Below are 20,070 nucleotides of genomic sequence, written 5' to 3'. Positions count from 1 at the left end.
TCCTGGAACCTGTCCTAGAACTCCAGGTTGTGCTTCAGCTCCCAGGGAGTCACCTGGGACTGGTAGGACTTCCACTCACGCCACTTGTTGCGCAGGAAGAACTCGAAGACGTGCTCGCCGAGTGCATCGGCGACCAACTCGGACTTCTCCATCTCGTGCAGGGCGAGATCGAGGTCGGTCGGAAGGTCCTTGTAGCCCATCGCCATCCGCTCGCGACGGGTCATGTGGGCGATGTCCTCCTCGGCCGGAGGCATCAGCTCGTAGCCCTCGCGGATACCCTTGAGGCCTGCGGCGAGCAGCACCGCGTAGGTGAGGTACGGGTTCGCCGCGGAATCGGGGCTGCGCACCTCGACACGACGGGAGGCCGGTTTGTTCACCGTGTACATCGGGACACGGATCATCGCCGAACGGTTCGCCGCACCCCAGGTGGCGGCGGTCGGGGCCTCGGCGCCGCTGGTGACCCGCTTGTAGGAGTTGACCCACTGGTTGGTCACCGCGGAGATCTCCGGGGCGTGCTCCAGGATGCCGGCGATGAAGGACTTCGCCGTCCCGGAGAGGAAGTACTCGTCGTCCGGGTCGTGGAAGGCGTTGGTCTCACCCTCGAACAGGGACATGTGGGTGTGCATCGCCGAGCCGGTGAGATCGTGGAAGGGCTTCGGCATGAAGGTCGCACGCACACCGTTGCGCTTGGCGATCTGCTTGATGATGTAGCGGAAGCTCATGATGTTGTCCGCCATCGACAGGGCGTCGGCGAAGCGCAGGTCGATCTCCTGCTGCCCCGGGGACGCTTCGTGGTGGGAGAACTCCACGGAGATACCCATTGACTCCAGGGCGGTGATGGCGTCCTGCCGGAACTGCGGGGCGGCATCGGTGACAGCCTGGTCGAAGTACCCGCCGGTGTCGGCGGGCACGGGACGCCCGTCGGGACCGTCCTGCTCCTTGAGGAGGAAGAACTCGACCTCGGGGTGGATGTAGCAGTTGAACCCCTGGTCCGCGGCGATGTTCATCTGACGACGCAGTACCTGGCGCGGGTCGGCCCAGCTGGGCTCGCCGTCAGGCATCGCGATATCGCAGAACATGCGGGCGGTGAGATTCGTGGACCCGTCGGAATTGTCCAGCGGCAGGATCTGGAAGGTGGACGGGTCGGGACGGGCGATCGTGTCGGACTCCACCACACGGGAGAAGCCCTCGATCGAGGAGCCGTCGAAGCCGATGCCCTCCTCGAAAGCGCCCTCGAGTTCAGCCGGCGCGACAGCCACGGACTTGAGATATCCCTGGATGTCCGTGAACCAGAGGCGGACGAAGCGGATGTCCCGTTCCTCAAGGGTCCGGAGAACGAATTCCTGTTGACGACTCATGGCGCCCATCGTATCCACGGATCGACCCCCGGTGTCGGGGTCCCCCTTTCCGCGCACGTGATGTTACAAGTCGTTAACACTGCACCGCCGATAGTGGCACAATGCTGTCACATGTCTGACTCCACAACTGCACCCTCCGTCGGTTACCTCGCCCCCACCCGCCAGGTCCGTATCGGGGATCTCCGCAAGAAGAAGGCCGCCGGCGAGAAGTGGGCCATGCTCACCGCCTACGACTACTCCACCGCCCGCGCCCTGGCCGACGGTGGCGTGGAGTGCCTGCTCGTCGGTGACTCCGCCGCGAACGTGGTCTTCGGGTACAACCAGACACAGCAGATCAGCCTCGACGAGATGATCTACATCGCCGCGGCCGTCGTCCGCGGTGCGGGCAACGCCCTCGTCGTCGCCGACCTCCCCTTCGGCACCTACGAGGCCTCCGACGAGCAGGCGGTGCTCTCCGCCTCGGAGATGATGCGCCGCTCCGGTACCGCGATGGTGAAGATCGAGGGCGGCGTGCGCATCGCCCCGCGCATCCGTGCCCTGGTCAACGCGGGCATCCCGGTGTGCGCCCACGTCGGTTTCACGCCGCAGTCGGTCAACGCCCTGTCCGGCTTCAAGGTCCAGGGCCGTGGCGATTCCGCCGAGCAGCTCCTGGCCGATGTCCGCGCCGTCGCCGAAGCCGGTGCCGAGATGGTCGTGCTCGAGATGGTCCCGGCCGATGTCGCCGCTAAAGCCACCGCCGAGGTGGAGATCTCCACGATCGGTATCGGTGCCGGCCCGGACACGGACGCCCAGGTGCTGGTGTGGCACGACATGGCCGCCTTCCCGGCGGACGGTCACCGGCCGAAGTTCGCCAAGCAGTGGGCGCAGGTCGGCGCAGACCTCACCGCCGCCGCGGCGTCCTACAAGCGTGAGGTCGCCGAAGGCACCTTCCCCGCCACCGAGCACTGCTTCTGAGCCGGGGGGTCAGTCCTCGTCCCACTCGTCGGCGGCCTGGGAGCGTGCTCTGGCGGTCTCCAGGGCACGGCGGGCGGCGTCCTCGGTGTCGTAGGGGCCCATACGGGTGTCCCACCCGTGCTTCTTGCCGCGGGTGACCTCACCGGTGGAGGTGTCGAAGTACCACTTCTGGTCGCTGTCACTGCTGTCCCTCATGTGGCCGAGTGTAACCCGTGCAGCGGTCACAGGAGGTCGCCGAGGATGACGCCTACGGCGACCACCCCGAGGATCACCGCACACACCGCAATCCCCGCCACCGCGCCGGTCGCCGGATCCAGACCGCCGCGAGCCACTCCGTCGACATCCTTGTCGTAGCGGGTGCGCTGGGTGGAGTAGATCCAGAGTCCGGCGAATCCGAGCAGTCCGGTCACCAGGATCACCGGGCGACCGTAGGAGGAGACCCAGCCGAGCATGGCGGTCGCCGTGAGAATCAGACGCATGGCCGTCCTGCTCCAGGACAGGCTGGTCCGCTCCGGCTGCAGCCCGGGGTCCCGTGACGGTCTCATGTGAGGACCATCAGTCCCAGCAGTACCGCAGCGAGAATGGCACCGGCGGACAGCACCGGGACGATCGAGGGGGCGGGCAGCGGTTCATCGTGACGCATGGCCCGCTCGATGCGCAGCCAGCGGACCGCGGACCCCGCCGCGAGGAGGATCCCCACCCCGATGGCGCACAGTGCCGCCGCCGTCCGGATCCCGGGTTCCAGGACCGAGGCCGGCAGGGCCTCGATGCCCACGCCGCCGGCGACGAAAGAGAGAGCGGTGCGCATCCAGGCCAGGAAGGTCCGCTCATTGGCGAGTGTGAAACGCGGGTCAGGTTCCTCACCGTCGGGGAAGAACCACCGCGACATGACCGACCTGTTGTCGGACTCCCTGTCCGTGTCACGCTGTGCAGTCACGGTGTCCAGTCTATGGGTCAGAGAGAAAAGAAGGGTCGAGAGGGTCTGTGAGCCGGATTCTGTTCCACCCGGTGACACCCGGAGGCGCCACCGGAGGTGGTGATCATCCATCTACGACGACCGTTGCCGGCCGCCTGCAGCGGTCTACCTGCCCCTTGTCCGACGAGCAGCCGTCGGGGCACATCGCACCACCGGCCCCGGAGGGTTACGGTGCGAGCACGTGACCTTGCTCCCGGTGGGGTTTACCCAGCTGCCCCGGTCACCCGGGGCACTGGTGCGCTCTTACCGCACCTTTTCACCCTTACCCGGCATACACCGGGCGGTCATTTTCTGTGGCACTGGCCCGCGGGTCACCCCGGGTTGCCGTTAACAACCACCGTGCTCTGGGGAGTCCGGACTTTCCTCGACCCCGGCCTGCTCCTGGGACAGGAACGGTTCCGGGAGCCGCGATCACCCGACCCTCTCGACGCCGTTCACGATAGCAGTGCGCGGCCCCGAAGCCCTCACAGCCCCCGCAGATAGTGGGTGTCATTGAACTCCCTGACCACGGAGCGTTCCGGGTAGAATTCGGCGACGGACAGACCGGCGAGATCCAGGTGCAGCGTCGAGTACACCGTCGCCGGTGCCTTCATCGCCGAGCGCAGGATCGCCTTGATCGGTGAGACGTGACTGACGAGCAGGACGGTGCGTCCTCCGCCGTCTGCCAGCAGGTCACCGACCAGACGGTCGCACCGGGACGCCACGGCGTCCATCGACTCCCCGCCGACGGTCGGCACCGAGGAATCGGCGACCCACTCGGCATGCTCGGTCGGCCAACGACGGTGGACCTCGTCGAACCCGAGGCCCTCCCAGGCACCGAAGTCTGTCTCGATGAGGTCCTCGGCCGCGGTGACGTCCAGGTCGAGGGCCTCGGCCGCGGACTCGGCGGTCTGCCGTGCCCGCAGCAACGGGGAACTGTAGATCGTGTCGATCCCCTCCCCCTGGTCCTGCCGGGTCCGCAGCCAGGACGCTGCCCGCACCACCTGGGCGTTGCCCAGGTCGGTCAGTGCGGGGTCGCTGCGTCCCGAGAAGACGCCCGCGGCGGACATGGGTGTCTGGCCGTGGCGCAGCAGGAGCAGCCGCAGCGGCGCCTGTCCGGAGCCGAACCAGTCCGGACGTGCGCTTCCGGTTTCCGTTCCAGCCACGGGTCACTCCCCCGTCCGTAGCAGCAGGACGCCGCACTCCGGGCAGGTGACCGGCCGGGACAGCGGTGTGTTGGCGATGCGTCGTGCCGCGGAGTGGTCGAGTTCGATGCAGCAGCACCGGCAGGTCGCACCGGCGAGTTCGGCGGCGCCCATGCCGTGCTCCGCCTCGCCCTCCTCGTAGATCTTCCGCAGTTCCGGGGAGAGGGCGTCCCGCAGTGCCGTGGAGCGTTCGTGCAGCCCGTCGAGCTGGACGCGGATCTCGCCGGACACCGCCGCCGCCTCCTCGCGGGCGCGGTGGAGTGCCTCGTTGATCTCACCGTGGGGGGTCTCCTCCTCCCCGATCCGTCCGAACGTGGCCAGGGTGCGTTCCTCCCGGTCGATGTCGGATTCGATCTCGGCGAGCCGACGCTCGGCGACCCGGAGGTCGTGATGGAGGTCTCGGCGCCGGTCCCGGTCAGTGTCGGCGCGCAGTCCGGCGAGGTCGTCACGTCGGCGCGCCCGCAGCCGGGCGGCGTCGGCCTGCAGCCGGTGCACGGTGCCGGTCATGTCGTGGGTGATGCGCCGGGTACTCAGCGCGTGGCGTCGGACTTCCTCGGCCTGTTGCTCGAGGCGTTCGACGGTGGCCGTCTCGGGCAGGGCGTCCAGTCGGGCGGTGAGCAGCCGGATCCGGTCGTCGACTCCGACGAGTTCGGTGAGGGTCGTCCGGTCGGTGCCGGTGAGTGAGAGAGTCATGGGTGGTCCTTTCCCTCGGATCCCTCAGTGGTGGCGGGACTGTGCAGCGTCCAGGGGTCGGTGCGCAGGTCGATGACCGAGGCACTCAACCGCGGGTCGGCGCAGAGCAGGTCGGCGGCCTGGGAGCACCAGGGGAACTCACTGGCCCAGTGCGCGGTGTCCACCACCGCACAGCCGCCGGCACGCAGGTGCTCGTCGACGGGATGGTGGCGCAGGTCCGAGGTGACGAAGCAGTCCACGTCGAGACCGAGAACGGTGCCGAGGAAGCTGTCGCCGGACCCGGACGCCACGGCGACGCGTCGGATCATCCGGTCGGGGTCGCCGGCGGCGCGCACCCCCCACTCGGTGGCGGGCAGCCGGTCGGCGACACGGGCGGTGAACTCCCGCAGCGTCATCGGGGTGTCGAGCTCCCCGACCCGGCCGATGCCGGTGGCGGTGCGCGGGTCGACACCGTCGGCCACCGGGGTCAACGGGGCACCCGGGGTGACACCGAGGAGTTCGGCGAGCCGGTCGTTGACGCCGGGGCGGGCGGCGTCGGCGCTGGTGTGGGCGGCGTAGAGGGCGACCCCTGCCCTGATCAGCCGGTGGATGATGCGGCCCTTGGGGTGGGTCACGGGCACGCCGGTCACCCCGCGCAGCAGAGGCGGGTGGTGGACCAGCAGGAAGTCGGCACCGTCTGTGATCGCGGCGTCCGCCACGGCATCGGTGCAGTCGAGGGCGACGCGGACCGTGCGGACGGTGTCCACGGGGTCACCGCAGACGAGTCCGCAGGCGTCCCAGGATTCCGCAAGGTCCGGCGGATAGGCCTGTTCGATGAGCGCGACGACATCTCCGACAGTCGCCGGCGCGGTGGTGGGAGCGGAGTTGTTCACGTGGTCAACGATAGCGTCCTGCGGCAGAGAGCCCCGGTTTCTGGCACTGTAGGACCTGTGGCAGATTCATCGGACAGCATGTCGGCCCCGGGGCCGGAGACTCGGATCCTTCTCGTCGACGTCGACGGGACACTGGTGGATTCGTTCCCCGGGATCCGGGACAGTTTCCTGCACGCCCTGGCGGCCAACGGGGTCCCCGCACCCCCGGATGACCAGGTGGCGCGGATCTCGGGCCCGCCGATGGAGGACACGCTCCGGGGTCTGGGCCTGGAGGGAGACATCCTGGACCGCACCTACCGGGCCTACCGCGAGAACTACTCCGGTGGAAGCTGGCGCACCGTCGAGGTCATCCCGGGGATGCGTGACCTCATCCGGACCTGGAAGGACGCCGGGTATGTGCTCGCCACCGCGACCTCGAAGGTGGAGACCACCGCACGGCTCATGCTGGAGCGCTTCGACCTGCTGGATCTCTTCGATGTGGTGGCGACAGCCTCCACCGAGCGTGGCGGGCGTCGGGCGAAGGCCGACGTCATCGGATACGCGCTGGAGCAGCTCAGCCTGGACACCACCCCGGTGGCCGAGGGTGGCCCGGAGCACCGCGGCAACATCCTCATGATCGGTGACCGTATCCACGACGTCGAGGGCGCCCACGCCTACGGTGTGCGCAGTGTCCTGGTGGACTGGGGCTACGGCGACCGCGCCGAGCACAATGCTTCGGACTGGTCGGTGGCCGACGTCGACGAGCTGGCCCGCGTCGTGGCGGACTGGGCGGACTCCCGCCCGCAGATCTGCGTGGTGTGCACCGGCAACATCTGCCGGTCCCCGATGGGTGAGATCATGCTGCGGGACGCACTGGCGGAGGACGGCCTCCTCGACGAGGTGAAACTGAACTCCTGCGGCACCACAGGCTGGCATGTCGGTGAAGCCGCCGATCCGCGGGCGGCGGCCTGCCTGGAGAAGGCCGGCTACAACGCCTCGGGACATGCGGCGGCCGAGTTCGGCCCCGAGCACCGGGACGCCGATCTCTTCCTCGTCATGGACGAGGCGAACCGCAGGGCCCTGGAGAAGGCGGGGGTCGATCCGGAGAAGATCCGGTTGTTCCGGTCCTTCGGCGTGGCCGGTGACAAAGAGGTCGCCGACCCCTACTACGGGGAGGATGCCGACTTCGATCGTGCCGAGCACCAGCTCGCCGAGGCGCTGCCGGGGATCGTCGAGTGGGCCCGGGCGAGGGTGCTCGACTTCTGAACCGGCTCTAGCGCAGGTCGGCGACCGTGGAATCCGTCTCTCCGTGGCGGGAGCAGACCGCGGTCCAGCCGTGCGGGGTAACCTGGACGATGCGGCGTCGTCCGCACTCCGGGCAGAAGCGGGGGGTGTCGAGCCCGGCCTTCTGGGCCGGTGAGTACTCGATCCACTCCCCTTCCCCCAGGTCCGCTCCGGTGTAGGGGTCCCAGGGGCCGGTGCCTCTGTTGCGGGCCACCGTCACACGCTCCGGGAGAGGACCTTGATGGGCAGCCGCATTCGGTCCATCATGTCCATGTCCTGCTCGGCCGGGCGGCCGAGCGTGGTGAGGTAGTTGCCGACGATGATGCCGTTGATGCCACCGGTCAGGCCCTGCTCCACACCCATGTCACCGAGGGTGAGTTCGCGGCCGCCGGCGAAACGCAGTGTGGTGGCGGGCATGGCGAGCCGGAACATGCCGATGGCACGCAGCGCGTCCTTGCCGTCCATGACCTCCATGTGGCCGAACGGGGTGCCCGGGCGGGGGTCGAGGAAGTTCAGCGGAACCTCGTGGGGGTCGAGCTCGGCGAGCTGGACGGCGAACTCGGCACGCTGTTCCGGGGTCTCCCCCATGCCGATGATGCCGCCACAGCAGACCTCGATGCCGGCGTCCTTGATCATGAGCATGGTCTCGCGTCGCTCCTCCCAGGTGTGGGTGGTGACGACCTTCGGGAAGTAGCTTCGGGCGGTCTCGAGATTGTGGTTGTAGCGGTGGACGCCCACGGCCTTGAGCCGGGCGACCTGTTCCGGAGTGAGGATGCCGACGGAGACGGCGACATCGATCCCCTCGACGTTGGCGTAGATCTGCTGGACGGCGTCCTCCAGCTGGGACATGAGGGCTTCGTCCGGGCCCTTGACGGCGGCGACGATGCAGAATTCGCTGGCACCGGTCTTGGCGGTCTGGCGGGCCTGCTCAATGAGCTGGCCGATGTCCAGTTTCGTGGAGCGCACCGGGGATTCGAAGAGTCCTGACTGGGAGCAGAAGTGGCAGTCCTCGGGGCAGCCGCCGGTCTTGAGGCTGACGATGCCCTCCATCTCGACCTCCTCGCCGCACCACTTCACCCGCACCTCGTGGGCGAGGGCGAGCAGGTCGGGGATCCGGTCATCGGGAAGGTCGAGGACCCTGATGAGGTCGGCGTAGTCGAGGCCGCGTCCCCCGTCCAGGACGCGGGTACGCGCAGTTGTGAGTATGTCCGTCATGGAACATACTCTAACTTGAACAGTGTTCAGGCGCCAGTCAGAACCGTTCATCGTCGCGGGAATTACGGTCTGACCAGGCCCTGCTGTTCCTGCTGTGGCCGTAACGCTCGGCGAGTTTGCGCTCCCGGGTGACCGTGGCGGCGTCCTTCCCGGGAGTGGGCTCCGGCTCCCGCTCCGACTCCGGAGTCGCGTCGGGTTCCGGGGTGTCTTCCACAGCATCTGATGTCCCGGCCTCGGACGCCGCGACCTCCTCGCGCTGCCGACGCCGTTCACGGATCTCGGCCCACAGGAAGTAGCCCAGCCCCAGCGGCACCATGATGCCGAAGGCGATCCACTGGATGCCGTAGGACAGGTACGGACCCGAGTCCAGCTTCGGCAGCGGGATGGCGGTCAGCCCCTCACCCGCGCGACCGGCCACGGAGTCTTCGTCGAGCTGGACGTAGTTGCCCGCCAGGTCGAGGTCCGTGATACGGGATATCTGCGTGGTGTTCATCCCGTAGACCTGCAGGCGCCCCTGGTCGGTGATAGGGGCCGAATCCGGCACAGTCTCGGACTTGCGCACATAACCGGTGACCGTCGTCTCCGTCTCAGGGGCCTCCGTGATCTCCGGCACTCCGGCGCCACCACCGGTCGGTTTGATCCAGCCGCGGTTGACCAGCACCGTCAGACCGTCATCGGTCTGGAACGGCGTGAGCACCTGGAACGCGGGACTGCCGGACACCGGACGGTTACGCAGCAGCACCTCGGACTCCGGCAGGAACCGGCCCTGCAACTCCACGCGGGTCCACTCACTCTCATCGGCCGGTGTGCCGTCGGCGGGCAGCACCGAGGAGACCGGCACCGGATCGTGCTCCATCGCGTCCTCGAGCCGACCGTTGAATTCCCGGGTGTCCGAGTTCTTCCCCAGCTGCCACGGGGCCAGCACCGTGAACGCGAAGTACGCGAAGACGACGGCGATCACGGTGGTGATGACCCACCCGGGGGTCAGGAAAGCACGCCACCCCCGACGCCGGGGACGGCGGTCGGGGGTGGATGAGGTTGTACTGTCAGCGCGGTCGGACACGCTGTCAGTCTAGTCGTCAGAGCCGGGGTTTCCACCTTCGACGCCGGCAGCGGCAGCGACTTCGTCGATCCGCTTGTTGGTCCGACGGAGACGCACGGCCATGACGCCGGCGACAGCGGCGGCGATGATGGCGATAACGCTCGGCACCATGGAGGACGGATCCTTGATGAAGGCCATCAGACCGGTGTCCTCATCGTCGTCCGAGTCAGACCCGGCGGCGGCGTCGGTGACGTTCACCTTGCCGTTTCCACGATCGTCGTCCTTGTCGTCGTCGGTGTCGGACTCGTCCTCGGGCTTGTCGCCGAGGGTGGCGGCGGAGTCGCTGTCACAGTCGTCGGACAGGGCGGCACGGAAGCTCACCGGGTCCAGGGACTCGCCCGCGGCGTAGTAACCTGCAAGTGCTTCGGACCCCTCGGCACTCAGAGTGGCGGAAGCACTGCCGTCGAGGATGCCGTCGGCGACGGAGGCCTCGGTGATCGCCAGATCGGCGATGACGACACGCCCGAAGTCGTTCGGGTTGCCGGAAGTGTCATTGGACTCGATGTTGGCGACCAGGGTGCCGGTGGAGCCGTTGATCCGGATCTCCGGATCAGAGATGACGGTGCGCAGCACACCCTCGTGACCGGTGAAGAGCACCGAGCCACCGAACTTCAGGGTGCCCTCGGAGACACCACCGTCGGCGGTCGTGACCGTGCCCTCGGAACCGCTGAAGACGAAGTTGCCCTCGCTGTAGACTGCGCCACCGGTGGTGGTCCAGTCCCCCTTGGCGATGGAGCCCTTGATGTAGGAGCGGAAGGAGTCCTTGATACCCCAGCCCATGCGGGTCTCGGCGACCTTGCGGTCACCGTCCTCGGCGGTACAGGTGGTGTCGGACTCGCCGGCGGAATTCGCACCGGAGGTGGACGCGGTGCTGGAGACACGCGGGCTGACGCCGAGATCCGGGGTGCCGGTACTCTCGGCGACAGCGCCCGAGCCACCGGAGGTGGCCTGACCGGCGGAGGTGATGCCCTCGAGCCCGCCGCCGGTGCCGATGCCGCAGCCCTCACCGGAGGTGTTCAGGGTGACGTTGATCGGGTCGGCCTCGTTGTTGCCCTCGCCGTAGTTGCCACCGAGGGACTGGTTTCCGTCCTCGGTGATGTAACCGGGGCCGGAGAGATTGACGGTGCCGGAGTTCGCGGCGTCCTCGGTGATCGGCGACGAGAGCTCGAACTGGGCGATCGGTACCTGGGTGCCGGTGTCCGCGCCGGTGACCGTGGCGCCCGGGGTGAAGCTGGAGACCGTGGTCGACCGGTAGTCGGCGATGAACTGGGCGGTGGTGCCGCGGACCTTCACCTTCATGTTGGAGTAGGTGATGTCCAGAGCACCGAAGTGACCGGTGAGGTTCATGGAGCCTCGCAGCGGGATGTCGGCGTCGGTGCCGGAGACCTTGATGGCGGACGGGTCGGCCGTGAACTGGAACTGGCCGTCTGCCCCGCCCTCGGAGCCGGAGAAACCGACCCCGTCAAGATTCCACGAGCCCATGGCGATCGGGCCGGTGAGGTAGTTGCGGAAGGACTGCTTCAGGCCCCAGCCGACCGAGGCGCCGGTGACCGCGTCACAGGTGGTGCCGTCGGTCACGTCACCGGCGGCAGGGGCGGCCTGCTGGGTGTTGGGCTGCGTGGTCCGCTGCGCCGGGGACGCCGGGGTGGACGCCGGGGTTGACTCGGCGGGCTTCGCGTCGGTCTGACCGGCGGAAGTGGCCATGACGGCGGAGGAGTCGACGGCACAGTCGCCGGCACCGGAGGTCTTGACGGTGATGCGCACCGGGTCGCCGTCGTTCTTTCCCTCCCCGTAGGAGCCGAGGAGCGCCTTGTTGAGGTTCTCGTGGATCCAGCTCTGACCGGTGAGCGTGGCCGAACCGTCGCCGGAACCGGCCTGGGTCAGGGTGTTCTCCAGGGAGAAGGTGGCGACCGGCTTCTGCGTGAAGGCCGGCTTGCCGCTGATGGAGCCGACGATGGCTTCCGGATCGGCGCCGATGTAGCTGGCATCGGCCAGCAGCTGGGCCCGGTCGCCGCGGACCTGGAGGGTGAAGTTGGAGAGGGTGACGTTGATGATGCCGCCGTGACCGGTCAGCTTCATGGTGCCCTTGAGTGGCAGGTCGGCGTCGTCACCCTGGACAGCGGCCTTTGCCGCGTCGGCGGTGAAGTGGAAGGCGCCGTCCTCGGCGTTCTCCGAGGAACCGTTGTAGGTCACACCGTTGAGGTCCCAGCCGCCGGCCGCGATCGGGCCGGTGAGGTAGTTGCGGAAGGACTGTTTGATGCCCCAGTCCATCGTGGCGGAGGAGACGGCCTGGCACTGCGAGTTGTCGTCGGCGACGGCCGCGGGAAGAACCGTCGCGGGGACGGTGGCGACACCGACGAGGGGCAGGGCGGCGGTCAGTGCCGCTGCCGAAGCCAGGCGGAGTGAACGGGTGGACGGCATATGTGTGACTCTCCTGGACGCGCAAAACTTCTACTGAAACAGCATTCTTCAGTTAGGCAAGGCTAGTCGAGCATCCGGAAAACCCCAAAGCTCCGGTGACACTTCGCACACCTCGTCGGCCATGATCAACCTTTCCGCTACCCCCGGACGGGTTATTCAGCGTTCAAGTGGGCGCAGAGCGCACGGTGGCGGCGGGCGGCGGGCGGCGACAGGCACTCACCCACCCCGACCAGCAGTCAAGATGTAGCCAGGTATCAGAAAGACCAGCAGCCCGAAGCCTCCTGCGAGGACGGAACTGCTGGTCACCGATGGTGCGCACTGACGGGTTCGAACCGCCGACCTGCTGGGTGTAAACCAGCTGCTCTTCCAGCTGAGCTAAGTGCGCGAACCGGTATTCCCCGGGAACCGGACCCCCGAGACTCTAGCGCTTCGCGCCGCGGGCCACCAGACAGGCCCCCTGCCAGGAGCCGAGACGGGTGGAGGTCGTCTGCACCAGGCCGGCGACCTGCGCGGACTCGGCGATCTCGCCGGGCTCGACCGTACCGTCGGTGCCGGCGGCGGGGGTCAGCAGCCAGATCCGCCCGGTGTCCCCCAGACTGCGGGTGGCGTCCACCAGGCCGTCGACCAGGTCGCCGTCCTCACTACGCCACCACAGCAGAACCACGTCGACCATCTCGTCGGTCTCTTCGTCAAGCAGCTGACCGCCGATGACGTCCTCGAGCGATTCACTGATTCCGCTGTCGGCGTCCTCGTCCCAACCGAGTTCCTGGATGATCTGACCTGCGGTGACATCCATGAGCTCAGCCCAGTCGTTGTCACTGCCCACCGTCGCCCCTGCGGCGTCTCCCACTGCTATGTCCCTGACCTTTCCTCGTTTCCCGGCGTCACCGGGGGTGTAATGCAACATGCTCTGGCACTGAATAGTAGGGGATCAGACGGTGCCGCACCAGAGCAGCACGAATACAGACCGCACCACCCCCGAGTTTTCTCCCCCGAACCGAACGTCCCCGGCGGGGTTAGTATCGGGAGGAGTGCATCCCCACGGCCACCACCGCTGTGCCCCGGGGACGCCCACAGATTCCGCAAACCAGGAGGAACGCCATGAGTCCCGCCCACGACAGCCACTTCGGCAATATCCGCGACGGTGTCGCGTCCTACCTCAAGGACGCCGACCCCGATGAGACCCAGGAGTGGATGGACTCCCTCGACGGTCTGCTCTCCGAGGCAGGCCCCGACCGCGCCCGCTACCTGATGCTGAGGATGCTGGAGCGGGCGTCTGCCCAGCGCGTGTCGCTGCCGCCGCTGCTGTCAACCGACTACGTCAACACCATCCCCACCTCGATGGAGCCGGAGTTCCCCGGTGATGAGGCGATGGAGAAGCGCTACCGGCGCTGGATGCGGTGGAACTCCGCGATCATGGTGCACCGCGCCCAGCGACCCGGCATCGGTGTCGGTGGCCACATCTCCACCTATGCCTCCGCCGCCGCGCTCTACGAGGTCGGCTTCAACCACTTCTTCCGCGGCAAGGACCACCCGGGCGGCGGCGACCACATCTTCTTCCAGGGCCACGCCTCCCCCGGCATGTACGCCCGCGCTTTCCTCGAGGGACGTCTCTCCGAGGAGGACATGGACGGCTTCCGCCAGGAGAAGTCCAACCCGGAGCACGGGATGCCCTCCTACCCGCACCCGCACGACATGCCGGAGTTCTGGGAGTTCCCGACCGTGTCGATGGGCCTGGGCCCGATGGACGCGATCTACCAGGCACGGTTCAACAAATACCTCAACGACCGGGGCATCAAGGACACCTCCGACCAGCATGTCTGGGCGTTCCTCGGCGACGGTGAGATGGATGAGCCGGAGGCCCGTGGCCTCATCCAGCAGGCTGCGGTGAACAACCTGGACAACCTGACCTTCGTGGTGAACTGCAACCTGCAGCGCCTCGACGGCCCGGTCCGCGGCAACACGAAGATCATCCAGGAGCTGGAGAGCTTCTTCCGCGGTGCCGGCTGGAACGTCATCAAGGTCGTCTGGGCCCGAGAGTGGGACCGACTGCTGGAGAAGGACCAGGACGGTCACCTGGTCAACGTCATGAACACCACCACTGACGGTGACTACCAGACCTTCAAGGGCAAGGACGGCGCCTACGTCCGCGAGTTCTTCTTCAACAAGGACCCCGAGACCGCCAAGCTCGTCGAGGACATGACCGACGAGGAGATCTTCGCCCTGCGCCGCGGCGGTCACGACTACCGCAAGATCTACGCCGCCTACCAGCGCGCCATGGAGACGAAGGATCAGCCGACCGTCATCCTGGCCCACACCATCAAGGGCTACGGCCTGGGCCACAACTTCGAGGGACGCAATGCGACCCACCAGATGAAGAAGCTGACCCTCGACGACCTCAAGCTTTTCCGCGACAAGCAGGAGATCCCGATCTCCGACGAGGAACTCGAGGCGAACCCGAAGCTCCCGCCGTACTACAACCCGGGTCCGGATTCCCCCGAGATCCAGTACATGCTGGAGCGCCGGAAGGCCCTCGGCGGATTCCTCCCTGAGCGCCGCACGACCTACACCCCGCTGACTGTCCCGGACGTCTCCGTGATGCAGCCGGTCCTCAAGGGTTCCGGTAAGCAGAAGGTCGCCACGACCATGGCCCTGGTGCGCACGCTCAAGGAGCTCATGGAGGACCCGGAGATCCAGAAGCGGCTCGTGCCGATCATCCCGGACGAGGCCCGTACCTTCGGCATGGACTCCTGGTTCCCGACGCTGAAGATCTACAACCCGCACGGCCAGAACTACACGCCGGTGGATGCCGACCTCATGCTCTCCTACAAGGAGGCCACGGACGGCCACATCATGCACGAGGGCATCAACGAGGCGGGTTCGGTCGCCGAGTTCATCGCCGCCGGCACCTCCTACGCCACCCACGGCGAGGTCATGATCCCGCTGTACATCTTCTACGCGATGTTCGGCTTCCAGCGCACGGGTGACTCGATCTGGGCCGCCGCCGACCAGATGGCCCGCGGTTTCCTCATCGGCGCGACCTCGGGTGCCACCACCCTGTCGGGTGAGGGTCTGCAGCACATGGACGGCCACTCTCCTGTGCTCTCCTCCACCAACCCCTCGGTGGTCTCCTGGGACCCGGCGTTCGGCTACGAGGTCGCCCACATCGTCCGCGACGGTATCCGCCGCATGTACGGCGAGGGGTCCGGCCCGGACGGCAAGGGTGAGAACGTCATCTACTACCTCACCGTCTACAACGAGCCGGTCGAGCAGCCTGCCGCACCGGCGGACCTCGATGTCGAGGGACTGCTCAAGGGCATCTACCTCTACTCCCCTGCCGACAAGCTGGTCGGTACCGGTGCGAACTCCACCGGAGACGCCGGCGACGCCCCCACGTCCGACCTGCAGGCCACGATCCTCGCCTCGGGTGTGGGGATGACCGAGGCGATCCGGGCGAAGACGATCCTGCGCGAGCAGTTCGACGTCAACGCCGCCCTGTACTCCGTGCCGGCGTGGGCCGAACTCGCCCGCGAGGGCCGCGACCTGGACCTCGACGAGCTGCGGCACCCGGACGGTGTGATCCCGAAGCCCTATGTCACCCAGGTCCTGGAGGACGCGAAGGGGCCGTTCATCGGTGTCACCGACTTCACCCGGTCAGTGCCGGAGATGATCCGCCCCTACGTCCCGGGTGAGTACACCACTCTGGGCTGCGACGGTTTCGGGTTCTCCGACACCCGTGCCGCCGCCCGCCGCTTCTTCAACTCGGACGCCGAGTCCGTGGTCGTCGCGGTGCTGTCCGCGCTGGCCCGTGACCACCAGCTCTCCTGGGAGACGGTGAAGAAGGCCGCGGAGGATTTCAACCTCAACGATCCGACGAAGGCCTGACCCCCGCCGTCGCCGTACGACGGTGTTGCTAGTATCGGCGGGTATGTTCCCCGCCGGTGGCGGGGCAGTTCCCCACCCCCGACAGGAAGGTCCGTGACCCGTGGAGATCTCGCGTGAGGCCCAGGAGAAACTCGCCAGGGCGCTCGGCGGTGGCAGTTCCGACGATCAGTCGGAGCGTGCCGCAGACGCCGTCGAGGACGTGACCACGCTGGGCCGGATCGCCCGGATCATCGAGGATGTCTCGGGGGTCGACAAGGAGGTCGTGACCGCGGAGTCCGATCTCACTGCGGATCTCGACCTGAGTTCGGTCTCGCTCATAGAGATCTCGGTGAAGATGGAGGACGCCCTGCGGGTGCGCATCGAGGATGAGGACATATGGTCCGCAAAGACCGTCAGTGACCTGGTCGACCTTGCCGAGAATCCGAAGGGCCCCTCCCCGGCATGACACAGCCGAGCGACGTCCTCGCGGAGACCGGCGACTGGCCGGTCGGGACCGTCGCCGCAGCGGTGCTGCGTTCCGGGGGCAGCGCAGTAGACCCTGTCGCGACGACCGGTGACCAGCACCATGTGTTCGATCTCGCCAGTGTGAGCAAGCTGATCAGTGCCTATGCGGTCCTGGTCGCTGTCTCGGAGGGCTGCTTCAGTCTCGAGGACATGGTCGGCGATGTCGCGGTCACCACCGGCCATGACGTCGACGGCCCGCAGGACGCCACAGTCCGCGAGCTGCTGTCCCACGCCTCCGGGGTGGGTTTCCATGGCCGTGACCGGGAAAAGGACGCCCGGACGCGGCGGATCTACTCCTCGGCCGGTTTCGAGATTCTCGCCGACCTGGTGACGGCGTCCGTCACGGAGGTCGGGATGGACTTCGCATCCTATGTCCGTGACGCGGTGTGTGAGCCGTTGGGGATCGCTGAGGCGGAGTTGGTCATCGAGGGTTCGGCGGGCCACGGGTTCCGTGGGTCGGTGGACGCCCTGTCGCGGTTGGCCTCGGAGTTCCTCTTTCCCACCCTGGTGCCGGAGGCACTGTGGGCGGAGGCCCTGACCAGTCAGTTCCCGGAATTGGACGGCGTGGTGCCGGGCTACGGCCGGCAGCGTCCGTGCCCCTGGGGGCTGGGATTCGAGCTGCACGGGCAGAAGTCACCCCACTGGTTGCCCGCGGAGATGCCGGCGGATGTCGCCGGGCACTTCGGCCAGGCCGGCACGTTTCTCTGGTTCCACCGGCCGTCCGGCACGGCGGCGGTGGTGCTCACCGACCGCGACTTCGGTGACTGGGCGAAGCAGCGGTGGGACGGGTTCAATGCCCGTCTGTGGGAGTCGCTGACCTAGACCCAGTATCCGGAGGCTGCCTGGCTGGTCGTCTGCGTGACGTGCTCGGGGGTGAGGTCGCCGATGCTGTTCACGCCGCACAGTCGCATGGTGCGTCGGGCCTGGTCTTCGAGGATGTCGAGCATGCGGGCCACGCCGCGCTGACCGCCGGCCATGAGGCCGTACATGTAGGCCCGGCCGACGAGGGTGAAGTCCGCGCCGAGGGCGACGGCGGCGATGATGTCGGCGCCGTCCATGATGCCGGTGTCCACGCCGATGGTGACGTCGTCGCCGAGGGCCTTGCGGACCTTGGGCAGCAGGTGGAGCGGGACGGGGGCGCGGTCGAGCTGGCGTCCGCCGTGATTGGACAGGATAATGCCGTCTGCGCCGTGGTCGAGGACGCGACGGGAGTCGTCGACGGTCTGCAGACCCTTGGCGATGAGGTTGCCGGGCCACATGTCGCGGATCCAGTCGATGTCCTCGAAGGTGAGGGAGGGGTCGAACATGCGGTTCACGAGTTCGGCGACGGTTCCTGAGCTGCGGGACAGCGACGCAAAGGACAGCTGTTCGGTCGTGAGGAAGTTGAACCACCAGGCGGGACGGTAGGAGGCGTCGAGGACGGTCTTCCAGGTGAGCTGGGGTGGGATGGAGAAGCCGTTGCGGGTGTCCCGGAGTCGTGCACCGGCAATGGCGGTGTCCACGGTGACGATGAGGTTCCGGTAGCCGGCGGCCCAGGCGCGCTGTACCAGGTCCTTGGAAGCCTCGCGGTCCTTCCAGAGGTAGAGTTGGAACCAGTTGTCGCCGTCGGGGGTGTGGGTGGCGACATCTTCGAGGGATGCTGTGCCCATGGTCGACAGGCAGAAGGGGATACCCTTGTCCGCGGCAGCGGCCGAGCCGGCGTACTCGCCCTCGGTCTGCATCATACGGGTGAAGCCGGTGGGTGCCAGGCCCACAGGCATGGTGATCTTCTTCCCGAACACCTCGGTGGAGAGGTCGGCGGCGGTGACGTCGCGCAGGACACCGGGATTGAATTCGAGGTCCCGGTAGGCCATGCGGGCCCGGTGGAGGGAGATCTCGTTCTCTGCGGCACCGTCGACGTAGTCGAAGGGGGCTTTCGGGGTGCGACGCTTGGCGATCTGGCGGAGTTCCCAGACGCTGGTGGCTTTGGAGATCTTCCGTCCGGTGATGTCGAGAGTGGGCTTCTCGAACTGCATGAGTTCCATGAGGTCCTTGACCGGTGGGAACCTGCGCTTGAGTGCGGACGGGGTGGGGCGTTGGGACGCCATGAGCTGACTCCTGCGTGACGGGTGTGTGTTGACGCGTTCCACGCTACGCCGGTGGTCAGGCCACAAGAGTCACGAGGGTCAGACATGGAAACACCCCCTTCTGCCGCTGCAGAAGGGGGTCGATCTCGCGCTGGTCAGCGAGAGCTGTGGGGCTCTGCAGACTAGAGAATGGAGCCGAGAGCAGTCAGGAAGACCGTGCTGATGGTGTTGGCAACGACGGAGATGATGGTAATGAGAGCGGAAAGCATGTTGTACTCCTCATGAGTGAGTGTGGGTGAAAGTCGTGCATAAGACCGGAAATGGTCTTCGAAGCTGCTCGGTGTGGCTCTGGAAATGAATACAGGTCAGGACTTTCCGACCCCACAAGTCCCGAACAGCCGATCTTTCGCGCCCGGGACCAGCGAAAATAACGTAATACCAGTCAGCAAACATCCCGTAAGTAGTGTCACAATATGGCAGCACTCCAGCGTTTCCGCATTCTACCTGCATTCACCATTCATTAATTCCCGGGCCGTGATTACAGCGTGTTTGACACTACCGGAATAGCCACTACAGTAAAGATGGTTTTCTGACACCCCATACACGGGGGCAACTTCACCCGCCCCGGATCACCCCACGCCAATAGCACTTCTGAAGCTGATCCGGGCCGCCAACTGCAACTTCGTAGCGACCACGACATTTACTGTCGCCGGCAGCAGACATAGAAGAATCCCCCACCGCCGAAGCGGAAGGGGACTGCCATCGAGAGAGGCTCAACCTCTCCCCCCGAGGCTCTTAACCCAGGGAACCGACGACGGTCTCGAAGACCGAAACGATGGCGGCGGCGACGGTGGAAAGGATTTCCTGAAGGGCGGTAAGCATGTTGAGCTCCTCTTGATTCGTGGTATTAAGTCGTGCACAGGACCGCTTTTCGGACCCGCAAACGAAACTACCGGTTACTAATCCCCTTGTCCAGAATCCCGCAGTGCCCCAGCATGAGATAATTATCCCAACTGCATTATATGTTCACAACAGTCTTGCGATAGTTACCCTACACTAACCATCCACTTACAAACCACATGCTCTGCGACCTGCGTATTTGTAAATAGGTGAAACTATCACTGTTGTGGAATTATCTGTTTCTCCCAGTCGCAGATCTGATACTTTCAAGTACCTCACTACCCCCGATCATGGGGAGGCAAATCCGCTGCAAGACACCTGTCGGGCTTCCCGTCCCGGCCGCCATGAGACACCGAAAGCCAGTCGCCCGTCGTCCCCGAAAGGATCCGCGAGTCACAGAGACTCATATAGGCCCCATGCACCTCACCCGTCACTGGGGTTCTATGGCCGGACGGTCGTCCCCCTCACCAGTACAGAGTCCGTCCGACAATGCCCCACGCACGACAAAACCCCGTCGCCTGAAGTGCAGGTGACGGGGATCAATATGCTCCCCCTACTGGACTCGAACCAGTAACCCTTCGATTAACAGTCGAATGCTCTGCCATTGAGCTAAGGGGGAAGGCGTTTTGCGGGGCCCGGCTTGGCCCGTTCAACGAGAATGTACTCTACACAGACCC

General features: G+C 66.5%; 18 protein-coding genes, 2 tRNA genes and 1 other RNA gene. 5 read left to right on the top strand and 16 right to left on the bottom strand.

All coding sequences use genetic code 11. The annotated features are described in order from the left end of the window. Nucleotides 1-14 precede the first annotated feature (14 nt). Nucleotides 15-1,358, bottom strand: coding sequence for a type I glutamate--ammonia ligase (glnA, locus tag ACZ9GM_RS03215; protein ID WP_291474297.1), 1,344 nt, complete (start codon nt 1,356-1,358; stop codon nt 15-17). Between the two features lie 111 nt (nt 1,359-1,469). Between glnA and panB the strand changes: the two genes are divergently transcribed. Beyond that, the gene (gene panB / locus ACZ9GM_RS03210) at nt 1,470-2,312 is read left to right on the top strand and encodes a 3-methyl-2-oxobutanoate hydroxymethyltransferase (protein WP_291474296.1); all 843 of its coding nucleotides are present in this window, start codon (nt 1,470-1,472) and stop codon (nt 2,310-2,312) included. A gap of 9 nt (nt 2,313-2,321) precedes the next feature. Here the strand turns inward: panB and ACZ9GM_RS03205 are convergent, their stop codons facing one another. From ACZ9GM_RS03205 to ACZ9GM_RS03175, 7 genes are all read right to left on the bottom strand, one after another. Beyond that, nucleotides 2,322-2,507, bottom strand: a complete 186-nt coding sequence (locus ACZ9GM_RS03205) for an SPOR domain-containing protein (RefSeq protein WP_291474295.1) — start codon at nt 2,505-2,507, stop codon at nt 2,322-2,324. 26 nt (nt 2,508-2,533) lie between these two features. Then, nucleotides 2,534-2,857: a DUF202 domain-containing protein gene (locus ACZ9GM_RS03200; protein WP_291474294.1), complete on the bottom strand. Its 324-nt coding sequence runs from the start codon at nt 2,855-2,857 to the stop codon at nt 2,534-2,536. Then, nucleotides 2,854-3,201, bottom strand: a complete 348-nt coding sequence (locus ACZ9GM_RS03195) for a YidH family protein (protein ID WP_291474327.1) — start codon at nt 3,199-3,201, stop codon at nt 2,854-2,856. The genes ACZ9GM_RS03200 and ACZ9GM_RS03195 overlap by 4 nt, the downstream gene beginning before the upstream one ends. Before the next feature lie 80 nt (nt 3,202-3,281). After that, an RNA gene (gene rnpB, locus ACZ9GM_RS03190) (RNase P RNA component class A) lies at nt 3,282-3,715 on the bottom strand. 37 nt (nt 3,716-3,752) lie between these two features. Next, nucleotides 3,753-4,433: a histidine phosphatase family protein gene (locus ACZ9GM_RS03185; protein WP_291474293.1), complete on the bottom strand. Its 681-nt coding sequence runs from the start codon at nt 4,431-4,433 to the stop codon at nt 3,753-3,755. A 3-nt stretch (nt 4,434-4,436) separates the two neighbouring features. Further along, nucleotides 4,437-5,165, bottom strand: a complete 729-nt coding sequence (locus ACZ9GM_RS03180) for a CT398-like coiled coil hairpin domain-containing protein (protein ID WP_291474292.1) — start codon at nt 5,163-5,165, stop codon at nt 4,437-4,439. Beyond that, entirely contained in the window at nt 5,162-6,037 is an 876-nt protein-coding gene (locus tag ACZ9GM_RS03175) for a Nif3-like dinuclear metal center hexameric protein (RefSeq protein WP_291474291.1), read from the bottom strand. Before ACZ9GM_RS03175 ends, ACZ9GM_RS03180 begins: the two co-directional genes overlap by 4 nt. A 57-nt stretch (nt 6,038-6,094) precedes the next feature. Between ACZ9GM_RS03175 and ACZ9GM_RS03170 the strand changes: the two genes are divergently transcribed. Beyond that, entirely contained in the window at nt 6,095-7,282 is a 1,188-nt protein-coding gene (locus ACZ9GM_RS03170) for an arsenate reductase/protein-tyrosine-phosphatase family protein (protein WP_291474290.1), read from the top strand. 7 nt (nt 7,283-7,289) lie between these two features. Here the strand turns inward: ACZ9GM_RS03170 and bsaP are convergent, their stop codons facing one another. From bsaP to ACZ9GM_RS03140, 6 genes are all read right to left on the bottom strand, one after another. Further along, nucleotides 7,290-7,514 carry a biotin synthase auxiliary protein BsaP gene (gene bsaP / locus ACZ9GM_RS03165; RefSeq protein WP_291474289.1) on the bottom strand — a complete coding sequence of 75 codons (225 nt, stop codon included), beginning with the start codon at nt 7,512-7,514 and terminating at the stop codon, nt 7,290-7,292. Between the two features lie 2 nt (nt 7,515-7,516). Next, a complete protein-coding gene (gene bioB, locus ACZ9GM_RS03160) occupies nt 7,517-8,515 on the bottom strand; it encodes a biotin synthase BioB (protein ID WP_291474288.1) in 999 nt (332 codons plus the stop codon). Between the two features lie 37 nt (nt 8,516-8,552). Further along, nucleotides 8,553-9,578 (bottom strand): SURF1 family cytochrome oxidase biogenesis protein, encoded by a 1,026-nt coding sequence (locus ACZ9GM_RS03155; protein ID WP_291474287.1) that lies wholly within the window; start codon nt 9,576-9,578, stop codon nt 8,553-8,555. Nucleotides 9,579-9,587: 9 nt separating this feature from the next. Continuing rightward, a complete protein-coding gene (locus ACZ9GM_RS03150; RefSeq protein WP_291474286.1) occupies nt 9,588-12,038 on the bottom strand; it encodes an HtaA domain-containing protein in 2,451 nt (816 codons plus the stop codon). 309 nt (nt 12,039-12,347) lie between these two features. After that, nucleotides 12,348-12,423, bottom strand: a tRNA-Val gene (locus ACZ9GM_RS03145). Between the two features lie 36 nt (nt 12,424-12,459). Further along, a complete protein-coding gene (locus ACZ9GM_RS03140; RefSeq protein ID WP_291475258.1) occupies nt 12,460-12,888 on the bottom strand; it encodes a DUF3052 domain-containing protein in 429 nt (142 codons plus the stop codon). A gap of 251 nt (nt 12,889-13,139) precedes the next feature. Here ACZ9GM_RS03140 and aceE point away from each other — a divergent pair, with 251 nt between their 5' ends. The 3 genes from aceE (at nt 13,140) to ACZ9GM_RS03125 (ending at nt 17,249) form a co-directional block, all read left to right on the top strand. Then, complete coding sequence (gene aceE / locus ACZ9GM_RS03135; protein ID WP_291475175.1) at nt 13,140-15,923, top strand: pyruvate dehydrogenase (acetyl-transferring), homodimeric type; 2,784 nt, start codon at nt 13,140-13,142, stop codon at nt 15,921-15,923. A gap of 100 nt (nt 15,924-16,023) precedes the next feature. Beyond that, a complete protein-coding gene (locus tag ACZ9GM_RS03130; RefSeq protein WP_291475177.1) occupies nt 16,024-16,368 on the top strand; it encodes an acyl carrier protein in 345 nt (114 codons plus the stop codon). Continuing rightward, nucleotides 16,365-17,249 carry a serine hydrolase domain-containing protein gene (locus ACZ9GM_RS03125; RefSeq protein WP_291475180.1) on the top strand — a complete coding sequence of 295 codons (885 nt, stop codon included), beginning with the start codon at nt 16,365-16,367 and terminating at the stop codon, nt 17,247-17,249. Before ACZ9GM_RS03130 ends, ACZ9GM_RS03125 begins: the two co-directional genes overlap by 4 nt. On the opposite strand, the gene ACZ9GM_RS03120 is transcribed toward ACZ9GM_RS03125, so the two are convergent. Then, the gene (locus ACZ9GM_RS03120; RefSeq protein ID WP_291475182.1) at nt 17,246-18,514 is read right to left on the bottom strand and encodes an alpha-hydroxy acid oxidase; all 1,269 of its coding nucleotides are present in this window, start codon (nt 18,512-18,514) and stop codon (nt 17,246-17,248) included. The two genes, ACZ9GM_RS03125 and ACZ9GM_RS03120, sit on opposite strands and share 4 nt — an antisense overlap. Nucleotides 18,515-19,940: 1,426 nt before the next feature. Next, nucleotides 19,941-20,012, bottom strand: a tRNA-Asn gene (locus ACZ9GM_RS03115). Nucleotides 20,013-20,070 lie beyond the last annotated feature (58 nt).

The organism is Corynebacterium sp. UD i78, assembly GCF_056280545.1.
Note: the sequence above shows the minus strand (reverse complement) of the source record. Positions and strands in the feature narration are given on the sequence as shown.

Bases quoted from the DNA above. Each gene is read 5' to 3' on its own strand.
- glnA (WP_291474297.1), bottom strand. From the start codon at position 1,358: ATGAGTCGTCAACAGGAATTCGTTCTCCGGACCCTTGAGGAACGGGAC.
- panB (WP_291474296.1), top strand. From the start codon at position 1,470: ATGTCTGACTCCACAACTGCACCCTCCGTCGGTTACCTCGCCCCCACC.
- ACZ9GM_RS03205 (WP_291474295.1), bottom strand. From the start codon at position 2,507: ATGAGGGACAGCAGTGACAGCGACCAGAAGTGGTACTTCGACACCTCC.
- ACZ9GM_RS03200 (WP_291474294.1), bottom strand. From the start codon at position 2,857: ATGAGACCGTCACGGGACCCCGGGCTGCAGCCGGAGCGGACCAGCCTG.
- ACZ9GM_RS03195 (WP_291474327.1), bottom strand. From the start codon at position 3,201: ATGTCGCGGTGGTTCTTCCCCGACGGTGAGGAACCTGACCCGCGTTTC.
- ACZ9GM_RS03180 (WP_291474292.1), bottom strand. From the start codon at position 5,165: ATGACTCTCTCACTCACCGGCACCGACCGGACGACCCTCACCGAACTC.
- bioB (WP_291474288.1), bottom strand. From the start codon at position 8,515: ATGACGGACATACTCACAACTGCGCGTACCCGCGTCCTGGACGGGGGA.
- ACZ9GM_RS03150 (WP_291474286.1), bottom strand. From the start codon at position 12,038: ATGCCGTCCACCCGTTCACTCCGCCTGGCTTCGGCAGCGGCACTGACC.
- aceE (WP_291475175.1), top strand. From the start codon at position 13,140: ATGAGTCCCGCCCACGACAGCCACTTCGGCAATATCCGCGACGGTGTC.
- ACZ9GM_RS03125 (WP_291475180.1), top strand. From the start codon at position 16,365: ATGACACAGCCGAGCGACGTCCTCGCGGAGACCGGCGACTGGCCGGTC.
- ACZ9GM_RS03120 (WP_291475182.1), bottom strand. From the start codon at position 18,514: ATGGCGTCCCAACGCCCCACCCCGTCCGCACTCAAGCGCAGGTTCCCA.